We start from the raw sequence: 16156 nt of genomic DNA, 5'->3' as shown, positions 1-16156 counted from the left end.
AAACTTCAAATCACATAAATACAAAAACTATGAAAAATAAATTTTTAGTACTGCTATTTGCGGTAGTGTTATGGCCATTATCTGGATGGGCGCAAAGCGATATTTTTGAAAAATATAGCGATAATACAGAAGTGACCTATGTTTCAATCAAGCCAAAAATGTTTCAGATGATTGCAAAAATGGGCATTAATGTCGATGACCCAGAGGCCGAAGCATACATGGATATGGTTAAAAGTATCACCAGTTTTAAAACGATTGTAACAGCTAATAAAGGTATTGCGGGAGATATCTCTAAATGGGTGTCTTCAAGATCAAACAGTTTAGAAGAGCTCATGGAGGTTAAGGACGAAGGTACCGATGTTAAGTTCTATGTTAAGGAAGGTAAAGATTCAGACCATGTTAAAGAGCTTCTAATTTTTGTAAATGGCGTGGATAAAGTGCTTAAGAATCAAGGGGTAGAAGTTAATGGTGAAAATCGAGATATTGAAACTGTAGTGGTTTCTCTTACAGGTGATATCGATTTAAAGCAAATTTCTAAGCTTACCGATAAAATGAATATACCTGCAGGGAAACATTTGGATAAGAAAAAATAATCGTAATCATCATGACCATGAAAAACATATTCAAAAACATCATGCCTTTGCTTTTAATTGCGGTTTTATTTACGAGCTGTGATAATAGTGAAAGTTTACAGCGCTATTTTGTAGAGCACCAAGAAGCCAAAGGTTTTGTGTCGCAGGATTTTCCTTTATCGATGATCGAGGTTGATCAATCCAATTTCACCGAAAAGCAGCAAGAGGCTTATCAGTCTGTACAAAAACTAAACTTTTTAGGTTTTAAAGTAGATCCCGAAAATCAGTTGGTTTATGACACGGAGCTCGCTAAGGTTAAAACCATTTTAAGTAACGAAAAATACAATGAGTTAATCGACTTAAGCGATAAAGGCAAACATCTTTCCGTAAAATATTTGGGTGAAAATGATGAAGCCGATGAGTTTATCTTGTTTGGATATGCCAAAGAAAGGGGCTTCGCCGTAGTACGGGTTTTAGGCCATGATATGACACCCGAAAAAATGATTAGTTTGGTTGAAGCTATGAAAAACGCGAATATTGATGAAGCGCAGTTTCAAAAAATTGGTGATTTTTTTAGGTAATCATAGCAATAGGCTGTAAGCTAAATGCTTTATACTAAAAAAGCTGTCTAAAAGTATTACGATCTGTGTTTAACAGGATGCTACTTTTTAGACAGCTTTTTTATTTTATTACAAGCTTAAATTACTTCTGCTGATTGTGTCGTGATTTTGTCTTCATGTAAATGATGTTAATCACAACGGCAGAAAAAATAAGTGTCATTATAGTTAAAACAATAAAATTATCTAGGATGTCTAGAATTCCGAATGAAAAAATTCCAGCTACCATCAACATGGTTAATCCTAATGATTGTTTATCGCTTAACATAAATATTATTAAATTCCAGTATAGTTACTAGGAGTAATACGTTTTAATTCAGCTTTTATTGTGTCAGACACCTCTAAAGTATCGATAAAACTAGAAATAGACTCTTGATTTATTTTGGAGTTTGTTCTTGTCAATCCTTTTAAAGCTTCATATGGATTCGGATAAGCCTCACGACGTAAAATCGTTTGAATAGCTTCAGCAACTACAGCCCAGTTGTTTTCTAAATCTTCAGCAAATTTACCTTCATTTAAAAGTAATTTGTTTAAGCCTTTTAAAGTCGATTTAAAACCAATAAGGGTATGTCCGAAAGGCACACCTACATTACGTAAAACGGTGCTATCGGTTAAATCACGTTGTAATCTAGAGATTGGTAATTTAGCCGAAAGGTGTTCAAATACGGCATTTGCTATACCTAAATTCCCTTCAGAGTTTTCAAAATCAATAGGGTTTACTTTATGTGGCATCGCTGAGCTTCCTACTTCTCCTGCTTTAATTTTTTGTTTGAAATAATCATTAGACACGTATGTCCAGATATCTCTATTTAAATCGATAATAATCGTGTTAATACGTTTTAAGGCATCAAATAAAGCAGCCATAAAATCGTAATGCTCAATTTGAGTTGTTGGAAACGAGTGGTGTAACCCTAGTTTTTCTTCAACAAAATGGCTTCCAAAAGCTTTCCAGTCATTATTTGGGTAAGCCACATGGTGCGCGTTAAAATTACCTGTTGCACCACCAAATTTGGCTGCGTTTGGAATGGTTTTTAAAACCTCAAATTGTGCTTCTAAACGCACTACAAAAACTTCAATTTCTTTCCCTAAACGTGTTGGAGATGCTGGTTGTCCATGCGTTCTAGCAAGCATAGAAATGGCAGACCAATCTTTCGATAATTCTTTTAATTTATCTACAACCGTCGTATATTCTGGAATATAAACATCGTTTATAGCCTCCTTAATACTTAACGGAATAGCGGTATTGTTAATATCTTGAGAGGTTAAACCAAAGTGAATAAACTCTTTGTATTCAGACAATCCTAAGGCATCAAATTTTTCTTTAATGAAATATTCAACTGCTTTAACATCGTGGTTGGTAACACTTTCAATTTTTTTTATGGCAAGGGCATCTTCCGAAGAAAAATCTTTGTAAATCGCTCGTAAACTATCAAAAAGCGAAGCATCAACCGATTTTAATTGTGGTAACGGAATTTCGCAAAGTGCAATAAAGTATTCTATTTCTACTAAAACGCGGTATTTGATTAAAGCTTCCTCCGAAAAATAAGGAGCTAATTCGCTAACTTTACTTCTATAACGACCATCAATTGGTGAGATGGCATTTAATGCTGATAGTGACATAAATTTTGATTTTAAGAAGTCGCAAAGATAGGTTTTTTAACGCGAATACAGAATATGAGAAGCTTAAGTTTTTACGTGTTAAATCTAATTCTACTATAAATTCTTGGTTTTATTCATTTTTTTCAAAATATGACGAGCACGCGCTTTAAAAGCAGCACTTTGGCCAGCAAAATCACGATCTAAAATGATTTTTAATTCTGGGTGTACCCAATCGTATTCTTTGCCTAGCATAAAAAGTGTCGTCATACCATAGGCTTTAGCGGCAACTTTTTCTTCGTTAATCATGTAATCAAAACAGGTTTCAATAATACGTTCTTTGTGGGTGGCTGTTAATGCTGTTTTCACGGCATGCGGTTCTTTCCCTGTGTAGCTCAAGGCTATAAGTTCGCAGATTTTCGCCACCGGACGCACCGCCGAGTCGATATGTACCTTATTAATATTTTCTGTAAATAGATTCAAGTAGGGCAGAAGCGGTTCTAGATTTAATCTGCACATAGCTTCTAATACCCAACCTGCTTTTGATGAGATTTTATCGTCAACCACAAAAAGTACTTCTAAGAGTTGAGGTAATAGTTCGGGGTTGGCTAAAATTAAATGAGCATAGTGTAAACGTTTTTCTTTGGAGTGGTCTACCTTATTTAATTCCTCGTAAAGTTGAGAAGTAGTCAAATGCTTTTCTTATTTTTAATGCCTAAAACTAATCAAAATGAAGATATTAAAAAAGATCCTGTTAGCCTTATTGGTATTATTTGTTATCGCTCAGTTTTTTGGGCCTGAAAAAAATGAAGGTGATTTAAAATCTATCGAACCTTTTTTGGCAGAGACTAATCCGCCAGAAGATGTAAAACGTATTTTGGAAGAAACTTGTTATGATTGTCACAGTGATGTGACGCGTTACCCATGGTACAATAATATTACGCCTGTAAATTATTGGTTAGCAAGTCATGTTAAAGACGGAAAAAAACATTTTAATTTTTCTGATTGGGTGGATAATTCAACAAAGCGTAAAGACCACAAATTTGAAGAATTGATTGAAATGGTTGAAGAAAAAGAAATGCCTTTACCTTCATACACATGGACGCATTCTGAAGCCAAACTTAGCGACGCACAAATAGAATCAGTAATTAACTGGGCAAAAACCGTTCGTATTAAATATGGTTTGGAGCCGAAAGCGGAGTAATAATTAACAATGTACAATGTACAATTGACGATTAGCAATGAAAAGTTAATATTGAATAACTAACAATTAATAGTGAATAATTAACAGTTAATAATTAATAATGAAAAAGATAATAATTATCAATGTTGTTTATATATAATTATTACTTTTTTCATTGTTCATATTTTGCTTAATTTTTATTGATCACTTTTCTAACTTCTAACTTCTAACTTCTAACTTCTAACTTCTAACTTGTCAATGCCCAATCAACTACTCATCATCGGATTCGTATGGCCAGAACCTAAAAGTTCTGCAGCTGGTAGTAGGATGATGCAGCTTATTGAGGCGTTTCAAAAAGCGGATTATAGCATCACTTTTGCTAGTCCGTGTGCTAAAAGTGATAACGCGTTTAATTTAGATAGTATCGGCGTTTCACAAGTGGCGATAGCCCTCAATAATTCAAGTTTTGATGAATTTATTGTCGATTTAAATCCCGATGTGGTCTTGTTCGATCGCTTTATGATGGAGGAGCAATTTGGATGGCGGGTGACTGAAAATTGTCCGAATGCCATTAAGTTATTAGATACTGAAGATTTACATTGCTTAAGAAAGGGGCGTCAACAAGCTTTTAAAGACAAACAGGTTTTTGATACGTCCTATTTATTTAACGATGTGGCGAAACGCGAAATCGCCAGTATTTACAGGTGCGATTTGAGTTTAATGATTTCGGAAGTGGAGATGGATATTCTGAGAAATCAGTTTAAGGTCGATGGGGCACTCTTAGTTTATCTGCCGTTTTTATTAGAGACTATTTCCGCGGAAGCGATAAAAAAACTTCCAACATTTGAAAACCGAGAACATTTTATTACCATCGGTAACTTTTTACACGAACCCAATTACAACGGGGTTTTGTACTTAAAAGAAACCATTTGGCCGCTTATAAAAAAACAAATACCACAAGCCGAACTTCATATTTACGGGGCTTATGCTTCTCAAAAAGTGACCCAATTGCATAACGAAAAACAGGGTTTTTTTATAAAAGGTTTTGCTGGAGATGTTCATGAGGTCATGCAGAAAGCCAAAGTGTGTTTGGCGCCTTTACGTTTTGGTGCTGGCTTAAAAGGAAAACTCATTGATGCCATGCAAAACGGGACGCCTTGTGTGATGTCTAGCATTGCTGCGGAAGGCATGTTTGGTGATTTTGAACCCAATGGTTTTATAGCCGATGATGCTCAAGAGTTTTCAAACAAAGCGGTGCAACTCTACGAAAATGAAACACTTTGGACTGAAAAACAACACTATGGTTTTCCGGTGATTAATGAACGGTTTAATAAGCAGCAACACGTTAACCTGTTTTTTGAAGTTTTAGAAAACACTTTAACAGACCTTCACGACAAGCGCTTGCATAATTTTACAGGACAGATGTTACAACATCATACCATGCAAAGCACCAAGTTTATGAGTAAGTGGATTGAAGCAAAAAATGCTTAATAATCTACATCCTTTTACTTTATAAATATGCTTTTTACTCTTTGTCTGGGGGTGCACCAGGACCTACAGTCCCTTCTTTAAACCATACTTCTGTGTAGGCTCTGTTTTGATATTGTTTCTCGATATCACCATTAAAATGATCGGATCCTGTGCTCCAAACCATATTGTCTTCCGGATTTTTACCATTCGATTGGTTGTAAGCCCCTTGTTTAAAATACTGCATTTCGTTTGAGTAAGCCGTTTCACGCTCGACACCATCACGACCAATACTAGCGTATAAAGTCCATATTTGTTCTGGAATATCGGCTTTTGTAGCAAAATCTGATTTTGTTAAATCTTTGGTGAATTTTACCGTTTCATGACCTTCACTTGTAAATGTTAAATACATGATGCCTTGATAAACGTTTATTTCGTATGTAAAGGTTTCTCCTAAAGCAATCCCGTCCTTTGGTTCTTCAGGGAAAGTGGTTGCGGTTTCTCCAACAACCGACATATCGTAACCCCAAACCGCGGTAGAATAATCCCATCGTTTCGAGTTATCGCCTTTCGTATTGATTTCATAGTTCCAAAAAACAGAGCCTTTCGTGTGGCCAGGAAATTTCTTGTAGAATATTTTTATAGGTTCATTCTCGTGTCCTTCATCACTATGAATTTGTCCAACGACGGTTGAAAAAGAAGCCGCTACACGTGCATCTCCACTTGTAGAAACATGCATTACTTTTAAGGTTCCTGTTAGTTTGCCTCCTGTTTCTGGAGTCCAATGCGCTTTCTGACCTAATTCGGTTCTCGTGTTACTAGAGGTTCTAGAGGTAATTCCTGAATTTGGGGTTTTATAAACCACCCAATTGGTATCTTGATCGTTCGCTACATAAAAGAAATCTTCATGCTCGTAATTTTTTAAATCTTTCGACGATTCGCCATTACCCAAAAGAATTTTCCATTGGTCCATAAATGGAATCACATCACTAGGGTAAACCTTGCTTTTTTCGGTTTTCACAATGGCGTTTTCGGTAGTTTTCTTTGCTTTATTAACGCAACTAGTTAATGACATGATAGCACAAAAAAAGGCTAAAGGGAATACTTTACGACTTATGGATTTCATGATTTTTAGTATTTAGATTGTTCTTGTAAAGATACAAGTTAAGCTTGATTTGTATAAGAGTTCACTTTAATGATTTGCCTTTAAAATCGGCATTAATTTACGAACGCCTACGGTTGCAGTTTCAGCCATAACAATTAGATTTTTTCTACTGCTGATATTCGGCTTAGGGTCTATAAAATAGGTTGGGGTGTTATCGGGAACATAATCTTTTAATCCTGCAGCGGGATAAACTTGCATGGATGTGCCAATAATCATTAAAATATCGGCGGTTTCACAAATGTCAATGGCTTTGTCCATCATAGGAACGGCTTCTTCGAACCACACGATATGCGGACGTAATTGATGGCCTTTTTTGCAAAGATCACCTAGAAATATATCGTTCTCCCATGGCATGATATCGTTTTCATCAAAGCAGCTTTTTACCTTTCGTAACTCGCCATGTAAATGAATCACATTGCTACTGCCAGCACGTTCGTGTAAATCGTCTACATTTTGAGTGATAATACTCACTTTGAAATCATTCTCCAACTCAGCCAAATCAAAATGCGCTTGGTTGGGTTCAACCTCAAACAATTGTTTACGTCGCTGATTGTAAAAATTCAGCACCAATTCAGGGTTGGCAGCAAAACCTTCGGGTGTGGCAACTTCCATAACATCATGGCCTTCCCACAAACCATTGGCATCCCTAAAAGTGTTTATACCGCTTTCGGCGCTAACGCCAGCTCCTGTAAGTACGACTAAATGTTTCATGTTATAAAGGTATTATTTTTTATGGCATCGTGAAAAAAAGAGGAGTCCTTAATCTTGAAATTATGGTTACATCAGTAATGGATAGTTCGTTTAATTTTTAAGAAGTTTACTAATTTTGCGTCATGATAGATTTAAAACTCTTAGAATACCTAGAAACTTACCTCACCGAAAACCGCAAGCAACGTTTTGATACCGTACTGCCACAGCGCACAAAACATTTTACTGTAGCTACCGAAGATGTATATCAACTGCATAATACAAGTGCTGTGATACGAAGTTGCGATGTTTTTGGCATTCAAGAGGTGAATATAGTTGAAGAGCGCAATTCAAAACGCATTGATCGAGAAATCGCTATGGGTGCCCAAAAATGGGTGGATTTAAATCGCTATCATCATGTGAAAAGTTGTATGAGTGATTTGAAACAAAAAGGCTATCAAATTGTTGCCACGACACCACATACCAACGATTGTGAATTGCATGATTTCGATGTGACTAAAAAATCTTGTTTTTTCTTCGGAAGAGAAACAGAAGGATTGTCTCAAGAAGTTTTAGATGAAGCCGATTGTTTTCTGAAAATTCCTATGGTTGGCTTTACTGAAAGTTTGAATATTTCGGTGTCTGCTGCTATTATTTTACAGCATGTTACCACAAAATTAAGACGAAGTGATATAAATTGGCAACTCTCTGAAGATGAAATTAATGAGAAGCGTTTGGATTGGTGTAAGAAGACTTTGAAGAGTTATGATGATATTGTTGCTCGGTTTTATGAAAAGTTGTAAAATTTTAAAGTTTCAAAGTAACAAAGTTGCAAAGTAGCAAAGTCAAAAGGGAGGAATAACACTTCGACGAGCTCAGTGTGACAATGTTTGTTTTTAGGCTTAATCGTTGAAAGTAACTTGCATATAGCTTAAGGCCTTACGCTAAAACGAACAAGCGCTTAGTTTTTACCCGATTATACAGTTAAACACATCAACAATTAAACAATAAATAATATTTAGATTTTACGATTTCTACCACGGCTAAGCACCTTGTACTCTTCGTAGCACTCGCTAATGGCATCAAGAATTTGTAGGTCGTTTGCGGTTTGAATAAACCCTTTGGAGTAGTTACACTGACTCACAATTTCGTCTAAATCCACACGATCTACTTGTAGTAAAACGGTAAGCATTTCTCTGTCGAAACGTGAAGCTAAGAGGTTTCTAATTTCATCATCCTCTTTCATTTTCTTTAATTTCTTAAGCTCATTTGGTTTTTTACCAAACATACGGTGTAAGAAATCGGCGGGATTAAATAAGGACCCTACCACTTTGGTTAGACCAGATTCTTTACTGGCTTCGTAGCCTGTACCTTCTAGTCCAGATATACTGTATCGGTAATTGTCGTTAACAGCAGGAACTTGAGCAATATCAACTTCTAAATAGCCTGTAAGTTTTAATTGATTTACAACCACTTCTTCTAAAGCTAAAGCCAATTCGGTTAATTCGATATTCGAACTTCCAAATTTTAACCAGTCATTGGTAACACGTACTTTAATAGATTTAAAACCCAGATATGAAAAGTGAAGTGTATCGTTAACTTTCGCCGAAATAGAGAACTCACCTTTACTATTAGTGGTGGTTCCAATCACCTGATTAAGGTTTACAATATTAACGCTTTCTAAAGGCTTATCGGTTGAAGCGTTTATAACCACACCTAAAACCCTGTCAGCTTCTTCTTGTGAGAAACCCACGGTAGAAATAAGTAGTACAGTTAATAAGATGAGGTAACGTTTCATAAATCCTTTTAGTTGATTATGGGATAAAAGTAATAAACAATAAGTTTGAAAGATAGGTATCTTTTTTATTTTGACTAAAAATTAACAAAATAGTTTAACCACAATTTGGTTTTCTTGTTGTCAAGCTGAGCTTGTCGAAGCTCAAGTCATTATGTTTAAAATAGTGCATTTCGACAAGCTCAATGTGACAACTGTATGATTATAGGCTATGTGCAATATGCAGTAAGCCTAAAACATATTGCTTATAGTTTACTGCCTACAGCCAAATTCTATCTTCTAGAACGTCTTGGTCTATCGAAGTTTCCTCCGCCAGAATCCGAGCGTCTTGGTTTTGAACTTCCTTCGCTACGACGTCTTTCACTTCGGTTTCCAGAAGCACCTTTACGATCGTCACGTCTTCCTCCGGCGCGTTTTCCGCCATCACGACGTCCGCCGCCACGTCTGTCATTACGTCTTCCGCCACCACGGTTTTCAGACACTTCAACGTTTACAAAACGACCTTCGTGTTTGAAATCGGTGAAAAAAGATAATACCTTTTCTTTTGCTTCATTTTCAGTATTAAAGAATGAAAAACTGTCTTTTACTTCAACTTTAAAAACATCATCTCTACCAAGTTCTAATTTCTCTTTTAAGAAGTCTTTCAACTGCATCCAATCGAAACCATCTTTACTACCTACGTTTATAAAGTAGCGTGTCGAATCTGATTTTCCACCTTTAAAATCTCTTCCGCCTTCACGACCACCATCTCTATCATAAGAACCTTCAGCAATATTTAGGTTTTTAGATTTGTTATAGTAATTGAAGAAACGTGTAAACTCAACCGAGAAGAATTTTTTAATTAATTCATCTTTAGAAGTATCAGCAAACTTTTCATTAATTTCCGTAAGGTACTTTTCAATTTCTGGGTTAACCTCAGTATTATGAATCTTATTGGCTAAAGACATCAACTGAACTTCGCAGATTTCCATACCATCTGGAATTTCTTTCTTATCAAACTGACGTTTAATAATACGCTCGATACTTTTAATTTTACGTACTTCACTTTTAGAAACAATAACCATAGAAACCCCTGTTTTACCAGCACGTCCGGTACGACCAGAACGGTGGGTGTAGGTTTCAATTTCGTCAGGTAATTGGTAGTTTATAACGTGCGTAACATCATCAACATCAATACCACGAGCCGCAACATCGGTTGCAACAAGCATTTGAATTTGATTTTTACGGAAGGCATTCATGACTAAATCACGTTGATTCTGACTCAAATCGCCGTGTAAAGCCCCAGCATTGTAGCCATCTTCAATAAGTTGTTCGGCTACTTTTTGAGTATCACGTTTTGTTCTACAGAACACCACAGAAAAAATATCTGGGTTAGCATCTGCTAAACGTTTTAAAGCTTGGTAACGGTCTCTAGCGTTTACTAAATAGTATTCGTGAGATACGTTACTGGTACTTTCATTTTTATTTCCAACGGTAATTTCTTGCGGATCGTGCATGAAGTTTTTTGCAATAGCAGCAACTTCTCTAGGCATGGTTGCAGAAAATAACCAAGTACTTTTGTCCTTTGGTGTGTGGGATAAAATATCGGTGATATCCTCCTTAAAGCCCATGTTTAACATCTCATCGGCTTCATCTAAAACCGCATATTGTATTTTAGAAATATCAACCATTCTACGGCTAATCATATCTTTCATACGACCTGGAGTCGCTACAATAATTTGTGCGCCACGCTTAATATCTCTGGCTTGATCGGTGATACTAGATCCACCATAAACGGCAACCACATTTAAACCTTTACAATATTTACCATACAATTTCATTTCGTTGGCAATTTGTAAACAAAGCTCACGTGTAGGTGATAAAATTAAACCTTGGGTGGTGCGGCTATCAACATCAATTTTTTCTAACATTGGAAAACCAAAAGCGGCTGTTTTTCCTGTTCCAGTTTGGGCTAGGGCCACTAAATCGCCTTCAGATCCTAATAAAATAGGGATGGCTTTGGCTTGAACCTCACTAGGTTCTGTAAATCCTAAATCTGTAATAGCTTGTAATAGGTCATTATTAAGACCTAATTCTTGGAATGTGCTCATTCTATATGTAAGTATTCGATTGTTTTATGTGGTGTTACATAAGAAGCGAATCGACATACTTAACCTTAAACTTCTAGTAACACATCCTCACTCTGAGGAATTTAAACCCATTTTTCTGAGTTTCAAGCGGCAAAGATAGTCTTTTATTTTAGAATGACATTAATTTGTGATATCCTTATGAATTAAGGCAATCGCCTTGGCTAGAATCGGGTTACTATTATCCTTTTTCCAAACCGCCGAAAGTGAGGTGCGCTGCGGAATCATATCCAAATCTATAAACTTAAGATTGCTGTTTTCTGAAGATTTTAAAGATTTAGGAACGATGGATATTCCGAAGCCGTTTTCTACCAATTTATATATAGAATCGGCATGTATGGTGTTGTGAGAAGTAATGGGGGTGAAGCCGCTATCGTCAAAAATACCCATGACTTTCTCATAATAGGCGGCACTGTATTCAGGATCAAATAAAATAAAGGATTCGTTTTTTAACTGACTCACACTTTTGAAGGTGTCGTGAGAAATGCTGTGGTTTTTGGGTAGCACTAAACAAAAAGGTTCTTTTAACACCAGTTGACTGGATAAGCCTCGTGGAATACGTTCCAAACGTACAAAACCTATATCAATATCTTGAGCCAACAAACCATCAATTTGCTTGATATTATCCATTTCCTTTAAACTGAATAAAACGTTCGGGTGGTTTTTTGTAAACTTGATAAGCAATTCGGGGATAATTCGTTGCATGGCCGAACCCACATAGCCGAAATTCAGTTCACCATCTTTACCGTCTTCCAAAAGTTTGGCGTGATGTAAAATGTTATCGAGTTGCTTCAAGTTTTTGGAAAGCTCTTCTTGTAAATATTGACCAGCAAGAGTGAGTTGCACATTTCGGTTGTGTCGGTGGAAAAGCGTTATGCCTAGGGAGTCCTCCATTTCTTTAATCTGTCGGCTTAAGCCAGGCTGCGATATGTATAGCTTTTCGGCAGCTTTTCGGAAGTGTAATTCTTCGGCAACAGCCAAAAAATATTTGATATGTCTTAGTTCTATTTGATAACTCATAGTTATTAATTGGTTAAACTAATGATCTTATTTGGTATCAAAATTATCGATAATTTTGTAATTGTACCACTATTAATGCTTGAATACCCATGAAAAAGATATTTAAATACGGAATTGACACCTTAACGGTAAAAAAAGTACTAGCCATTGCTAACGGAAGCTTGGAAGCGGTCTTGTGTGAAGAAGCTATCGAACAAATTCAAATTTGTCGTGCTAAAGTTGAAAAAATGGCAAGCTCCAACAAAGCGGTTTATGGTATAAATACAGGATTTGGTCCACTTTGCGATGTGCAAATTACACCAGAGGAAACTAATAAACTTCAAGAAAATTTACTCATTACGCACGCTGTTGGCGTAGGGAACCCTATAGATAAAAACCTGTCTAAAATCATGATGATTTGTAAAGTACATGCTTTAAGTCAGGGGTATTCCGGGGTACGTTTAGAACTTGTAGAGCGTATTTTATATTTCATTGAAAACGATTTGCTACCAACGGTTCCAGAGCAAGGTTCAGTAGGCGCTTCAGGTGATTTAGCACCCTTGTCACATTTGTTTTTACCGCTTCTGGGTGAAGGCGAATTTTGGATTGGAGATTCTATTAAATCCGCGAAAGCGATATTAAAAGAGCATAATTTAGAACCAATAGAGCTCCAAGCTAAAGAAGGTTTAGGCTTAATAAATGGTACACAATTCATTCTTGCTCATGCGATTGTAGGGTTGAATAAAATGGAATACCTATTAGATTTGGCCGATGTTTGTGGTGCTATGAGTATTGAAGGCTATCAAGGCAGTTCGTCGCCTTTTAGAGATGAGTTGCACAGAATTCGTCCGTTTAAAGGCTGTATCGAAGTGGCCGAGCGTATGACGATGTTGTTGTATTCTTCACAAAATGTAAACTCTCATGAAAACTGCGAGCGTGTTCAAGATCCATATTCTATGCGTTGTATTCCGCAAGTGCATGGGGCGTCTCGAAATGCCTATTATCATCTGTTAGAACTGGCAGAAATAGAAATGAATTCAGTGACCGATAACCCAATTGTTTTAAGTGATACCGAGGCGATTTCGGGTGGTAATTTTCACGGACAACCTTTAGCGATGGCTTTAGATTATGGATCTATCGCTGCCGCGGAATTGGGTAATATTTCAGACCGACGTTGTTACCTTTTAATTGAAGGTAAATTCGGATTGCCACGTTTATTAACGACTGGTGGCGGACTGAATTCTGGGTTTATGATCCCGCAATACACTACGGCTGCCTTGGTTACTGAAAATAAATCGCTGTGTTTTCCGCCTTCAGCAGATAGTATTCCAACCTCACTAGGGCAGGAAGATCACGTGTCTATGGGCAGTATTTCAGGGCGTAAATTCAATCAGATTTTAGGGAATCTAGAAAAAATATTGGCCATCGAATTGATGTACGGTGCTCAGGCTTTAGAGTTTAGGCGTCCGAATACTTTTTCAGATATTATTGAAGAAAACCACAGAATAATTAGAGAAAAAGTTCCGAAATTAGAGGATGATAGACTTTTAAAAGATGATATCAATAATATGATTGATTTGGTGAAAACTCAAGCGTTTAATTTAAGGTAGTTTTATTTATATAGTTTATTCGTGTAATTGTTTAACCGTGTAATAGGAAAGCTTGAAGCGCTAATTATGAAACATGACATGAAGAGCGATAGACGCATCTTCGAATTGAAAACGAGCGTTATCCCCTTGAGGGGATTATAGGGGTGTTCATCCTCGGAGATCACGGGGTGTTTATCCTTGAGGACTACCGAAATGAAAACATCGTTTTCGTTGAAGGTATATAGCACAGCTAATAGGGGGGGCGAGTCGTCAAGAGTCAAGAGTCAACCGTCAAAGGCCAACTGTCAACCATCAAAAAACAAAAAAAATGACATTCAAAGAACAAATTTTACAAGGCATTCCAACAAAAATGCCATCAAAATATACTTACCCTGAAGGTGCTAATCGCGCGCCAAAGCGAAAAGATATTCTATCTAAGGAAGAAAAACAATTAGCGATTCGAAATGCTTTGCGTTATTTTCCTAAAGATTGGCATGAGGAATTGGCTTCAGAATTTGCTCAAGAACTTAAAGAATACGGTAGAATTTATATGTATAGATTCAAACCCGATTATAAAATATTTGCACGAGGGATTTCAGAATATCCTGCAAAATCAACGCAGGCAGCGGCTATCATGCTCATGATTCAGAATAATTTAGATCCTGCTGTGGCTCAACATCCCGAAGAATTAATTACCTATGGTGGTAATGGCGCGGTTTTTCAAAATTGGGCGCAGTACCTGTTAACCATGCAATACTTGTCTCAAATGTCCGATGAGCAAACGTTGCATCTGTATTCTGGTCACCCTATGGGATTATTTCCATCGTCAAAAAATGCACCTCGTGTGATTGTAACTAACGGTATGATGATTCCTAATTACTCCAAACCAGACGATTGGGAAAAATTTAATGCGCTAGGTGTTACGCAATATGGGCAAATGACAGCAGGATCGTTCATGTATATTGGTCCGCAAGGCATCGTACACGGTACCACAATTACGGTTATGAATGCCTTTAGAAAAGTGTTGGAAAAAGTCGATACTTCAGAAGGTAAAATATTTTTAACCGCAGGATTAGGCGGTATGAGTGGGGCGCAACCTAAAGCAGGAAATATAGCAGGTTGTATTACCATTTGTGCTGAGGTGAATGCCAAAGCAGCTACAAAACGTCACGAACAAGGTTGGGTTGATGTGTTAATTGATAACATAGACGATTTAGTTACTAGAGTTAAACAAGCAAAAATTTCAAAAGAAGTGGTTTCTATCGCGTTTATTGGTAATGTGGTTGAAGTTTGGGAGCGTTTTGATGAAGAAAATATTTTTATTCACGTGGGGTCCGATCAAACTTCATTACATATTCCTTGGACAGGAGGTTATTACCCTGCAGGATTAACTTATGAAGAATCCAACCGATTAATTCGCGAAGAACCAGAGACTTTTAAGGAAAAAGTGCAAGAATCGTTACGCCGTCATGCTCATGCTATTAATAATCATGTGGCCAAGGGCACGTATTTCTTCGATTATGGAAATGCCTTTTTATTAGAAGCCTCTCGTGCTGGAGCTGATGTGATGGCCGAAAATAATATCGATTTTAAATACCCGTCTTACGTTCAAGATATTTTAGGTCCGATGTGTTTCGATTATGGATTCGGACCCTTCCGTTGGGTCTGTACTTCAGGAAAACCGGAAGATCTTGATAAAACTGATGATATTGCTGCGTCTGTTTTAGAAGGAATTATGAAAACGGCACCAGATGAAATTAAATTGCAAATGCAAGATAATATCACATGGATTAAGGATGCCAAGAAAAATAAAATGGTTGTCGGTTCGCAGGCGCGCATCTTGTATGCCGATGCCGAAGGTCGTGCTAAAATAGCTGAAGCTTTTAATAATGCTGTGGCCAATGGCGAGATTGGACCTGTGGTTTTAGGGCGCGATCATCATGATGTGAGCGGTACAGATTCACCTTATCGTGAAACTTCTAACATCTATGATGGTAGTAAATTCACCGCTGATATGGCTATTCATAACGTGATTGGTGATAGCTTTAGAGGCGCTACTTGGGTGTCCATTCACAATGGCGGAGGCGTAGGCTGGGGTGAAGTGATGAATGGCGGATTTGGAATGTTACTGGATGGTTCTTCGGAAGCTGAAGAACGCCTAAAAAGTATGTTGTTTTTTGATGTGAATAATGGTATTGCTCGTAGAAGTTGGGCCAGAAACGAGGAAGCACTTTTTGCGATTAGACGTGAAATGAATCGTACTCCAAATTTAAAAGTAACTTTACCTAACTTAGTCGATAATCAATTACTAGAAAACCTGTTTTAATGAAGCACCCATTATTAAGCTTACTCACACGGCG

15 protein-coding genes are annotated in these 16156 nt (G+C 37.0%); 7 read left to right on the top strand and 8 right to left on the bottom strand.

The window, feature by feature from the left end; all coding sequences use genetic code 11:
- Positions 1 to 29: 29 nt before the first annotated feature.
- Both A6I66_RS09690 and A6I66_RS09685 read left to right on the top strand, forming a co-directional pair.
- Positions 30 to 593 (top strand): DUF4252 domain-containing protein, encoded by a 564-nt coding sequence (locus tag A6I66_RS09690; protein ID WP_067148957.1) that lies wholly within the window; start codon positions 30 to 32, stop codon positions 591 to 593.
- A gap of 17 nt (positions 594 to 610) precedes the next feature.
- Entirely contained in the window at positions 611 to 1153 is a 543-nt protein-coding gene (locus A6I66_RS09685; protein WP_067148954.1) for a DUF4252 domain-containing protein, read from the top strand.
- Positions 1154 to 1274: 121 nt separating this feature from the next.
- On the opposite strand, the gene A6I66_RS16665 is transcribed toward A6I66_RS09685, so the two are convergent.
- The 3 genes from A6I66_RS16665 to A6I66_RS09675 form a co-directional block, all read right to left on the bottom strand.
- Complete coding sequence (locus tag A6I66_RS16665; RefSeq protein ID WP_068602976.1) at positions 1275 to 1457, bottom strand: hypothetical protein; 183 nt, start codon at positions 1455 to 1457, stop codon at positions 1275 to 1277.
- A gap of 8 nt (positions 1458 to 1465) precedes the next feature.
- The gene (gene purB / locus A6I66_RS09680; protein WP_067148464.1) at positions 1466 to 2809 is read right to left on the bottom strand and encodes an adenylosuccinate lyase; all 1344 of its coding nucleotides are present in this window, start codon (positions 2807 to 2809) and stop codon (positions 1466 to 1468) included.
- A gap of 93 nt (positions 2810 to 2902) precedes the next feature.
- Entirely contained in the window at positions 2903 to 3478 is a 576-nt protein-coding gene (locus tag A6I66_RS09675; RefSeq protein ID WP_067148461.1) for an adenylosuccinate lyase, read from the bottom strand.
- Between the two features lie 37 nt (positions 3479 to 3515).
- On the opposite strand from A6I66_RS09675, the gene A6I66_RS09670 reads away from it, so the two are divergent.
- Together A6I66_RS09670 and A6I66_RS09665 are read left to right on the top strand one after the other, a co-directional pair.
- On the top strand, positions 3516 to 3989 hold the full coding sequence (locus A6I66_RS09670) for a heme-binding domain-containing protein (protein ID WP_067148458.1): 474 nt from the start codon (positions 3516 to 3518) through the stop codon (positions 3987 to 3989).
- A gap of 237 nt (positions 3990 to 4226) precedes the next feature.
- Positions 4227 to 5459: a glycosyltransferase gene (locus tag A6I66_RS09665; RefSeq protein ID WP_067148455.1), complete on the top strand. Its 1233-nt coding sequence runs from the start codon at positions 4227 to 4229 to the stop codon at positions 5457 to 5459.
- Between the two features lie 34 nt (positions 5460 to 5493).
- On the opposite strand, the gene A6I66_RS09660 is transcribed toward A6I66_RS09665, so the two are convergent.
- Both A6I66_RS09660 and A6I66_RS09655 read right to left on the bottom strand, forming a co-directional pair.
- The gene (locus A6I66_RS09660; RefSeq protein ID WP_067148452.1) at positions 5494 to 6561 is read right to left on the bottom strand and encodes a polysaccharide lyase family 7 protein; all 1068 of its coding nucleotides are present in this window, start codon (positions 6559 to 6561) and stop codon (positions 5494 to 5496) included.
- A 66-nt stretch (positions 6562 to 6627) separates the two neighbouring features.
- Positions 6628 to 7311, bottom strand: coding sequence for an SIR2 family NAD-dependent protein deacylase (locus A6I66_RS09655; protein ID WP_067148448.1), 684 nt, complete (start codon positions 7309 to 7311; stop codon positions 6628 to 6630).
- Between the two features lie 122 nt (positions 7312 to 7433).
- On the opposite strand from A6I66_RS09655, the gene A6I66_RS09650 reads away from it, so the two are divergent.
- Positions 7434 to 8090 (top strand): TrmH family RNA methyltransferase, encoded by a 657-nt coding sequence (locus A6I66_RS09650; RefSeq protein ID WP_067148444.1) that lies wholly within the window; start codon positions 7434 to 7436, stop codon positions 8088 to 8090.
- Between the two features lie 215 nt (positions 8091 to 8305).
- Here A6I66_RS09650 and A6I66_RS09645 read toward each other — a convergent pair whose 3' ends face one another.
- The 3 genes from A6I66_RS09645 to A6I66_RS09635 form a co-directional block, all read right to left on the bottom strand.
- Positions 8306 to 9085, bottom strand: a complete 780-nt coding sequence (locus tag A6I66_RS09645; protein ID WP_067148441.1) for a carboxypeptidase-like regulatory domain-containing protein — start codon at positions 9083 to 9085, stop codon at positions 8306 to 8308.
- A 269-nt stretch (positions 9086 to 9354) separates the two neighbouring features.
- Complete coding sequence (locus A6I66_RS09640) at positions 9355 to 11172, bottom strand: DEAD/DEAH box helicase (RefSeq protein WP_067148438.1); 1818 nt, start codon at positions 11170 to 11172, stop codon at positions 9355 to 9357.
- Positions 11173 to 11331: 159 nt separating this feature from the next.
- A complete protein-coding gene (locus A6I66_RS09635; RefSeq protein ID WP_067148435.1) occupies positions 11332 to 12228 on the bottom strand; it encodes a LysR family transcriptional regulator in 897 nt (298 codons plus the stop codon).
- 89 nt (positions 12229 to 12317) lie between these two features.
- On the opposite strand from A6I66_RS09635, the gene hutH reads away from it, so the two are divergent.
- Positions 12318 to 13817: a histidine ammonia-lyase gene (hutH, locus tag A6I66_RS09630; RefSeq protein ID WP_067148432.1), complete on the top strand. Its 1500-nt coding sequence runs from the start codon at positions 12318 to 12320 to the stop codon at positions 13815 to 13817.
- Between the two features lie 307 nt (positions 13818 to 14124).
- Entirely contained in the window at positions 14125 to 16122 is a 1998-nt protein-coding gene (locus A6I66_RS09625) for a urocanate hydratase (RefSeq protein ID WP_067148429.1), read from the top strand.
- Positions 16123 to 16156 lie beyond the last annotated feature (34 nt).

The organism is Pseudotamlana agarivorans (assembly GCF_001642835.1).
Lineage (GTDB): Bacteria > Bacteroidota > Bacteroidia > Flavobacteriales > Flavobacteriaceae > Pseudotamlana > Pseudotamlana agarivorans.
Note: the sequence above shows the minus strand (reverse complement) of the source record. Positions and strands in the feature narration are given on the sequence as shown.

What these genes read in the sequence shown, in the direction of transcription:
- hutH (WP_067148432.1), top strand. Translation starts at nt 12,318, where the DNA reads ATGAAAAAGATATTTAAATACGGAATTGACACCTTAACGGTAAAAAAA.
- A6I66_RS09640 (WP_067148438.1), bottom strand. Translation starts at nt 11,172, where the DNA reads ATGAGCACATTCCAAGAATTAGGTCTTAATAATGACCTATTACAAGCT.
- A6I66_RS09660 (WP_067148452.1), bottom strand. Translation starts at nt 6,561, where the DNA reads ATGAAATCCATAAGTCGTAAAGTATTCCCTTTAGCCTTTTTTTGTGCT.
- A6I66_RS09670 (WP_067148458.1), top strand. Translation starts at nt 3,516, where the DNA reads ATGAAGATATTAAAAAAGATCCTGTTAGCCTTATTGGTATTATTTGTT.
- A6I66_RS09690 (WP_067148957.1), top strand. Translation starts at nt 30, where the DNA reads ATGAAAAATAAATTTTTAGTACTGCTATTTGCGGTAGTGTTATGGCCA.
- A6I66_RS16665 (WP_068602976.1), bottom strand. Translation starts at nt 1,457, where the DNA reads ATGTTAAGCGATAAACAATCATTAGGATTAACCATGTTGATGGTAGCT.
- A6I66_RS09685 (WP_067148954.1), top strand. Translation starts at nt 611, where the DNA reads ATGAAAAACATATTCAAAAACATCATGCCTTTGCTTTTAATTGCGGTT.
- A6I66_RS09635 (WP_067148435.1), bottom strand. Translation starts at nt 12,228, where the DNA reads ATGAGTTATCAAATAGAACTAAGACATATCAAATATTTTTTGGCTGTT.
- A6I66_RS09625 (WP_067148429.1), top strand. Translation starts at nt 14,125, where the DNA reads ATGACATTCAAAGAACAAATTTTACAAGGCATTCCAACAAAAATGCCA.
- purB (WP_067148464.1), bottom strand. Translation starts at nt 2,809, where the DNA reads ATGTCACTATCAGCATTAAATGCCATCTCACCAATTGATGGTCGTTAT.
- A6I66_RS09655 (WP_067148448.1), bottom strand. Translation starts at nt 7,311, where the DNA reads ATGAAACATTTAGTCGTACTTACAGGAGCTGGCGTTAGCGCCGAAAGC.
- A6I66_RS09665 (WP_067148455.1), top strand. Translation starts at nt 4,227, where the DNA reads ATGCCCAATCAACTACTCATCATCGGATTCGTATGGCCAGAACCTAAA.
- A6I66_RS09650 (WP_067148444.1), top strand. Translation starts at nt 7,434, where the DNA reads ATGATAGATTTAAAACTCTTAGAATACCTAGAAACTTACCTCACCGAA.
- A6I66_RS09645 (WP_067148441.1), bottom strand. Translation starts at nt 9,085, where the DNA reads ATGAAACGTTACCTCATCTTATTAACTGTACTACTTATTTCTACCGTG.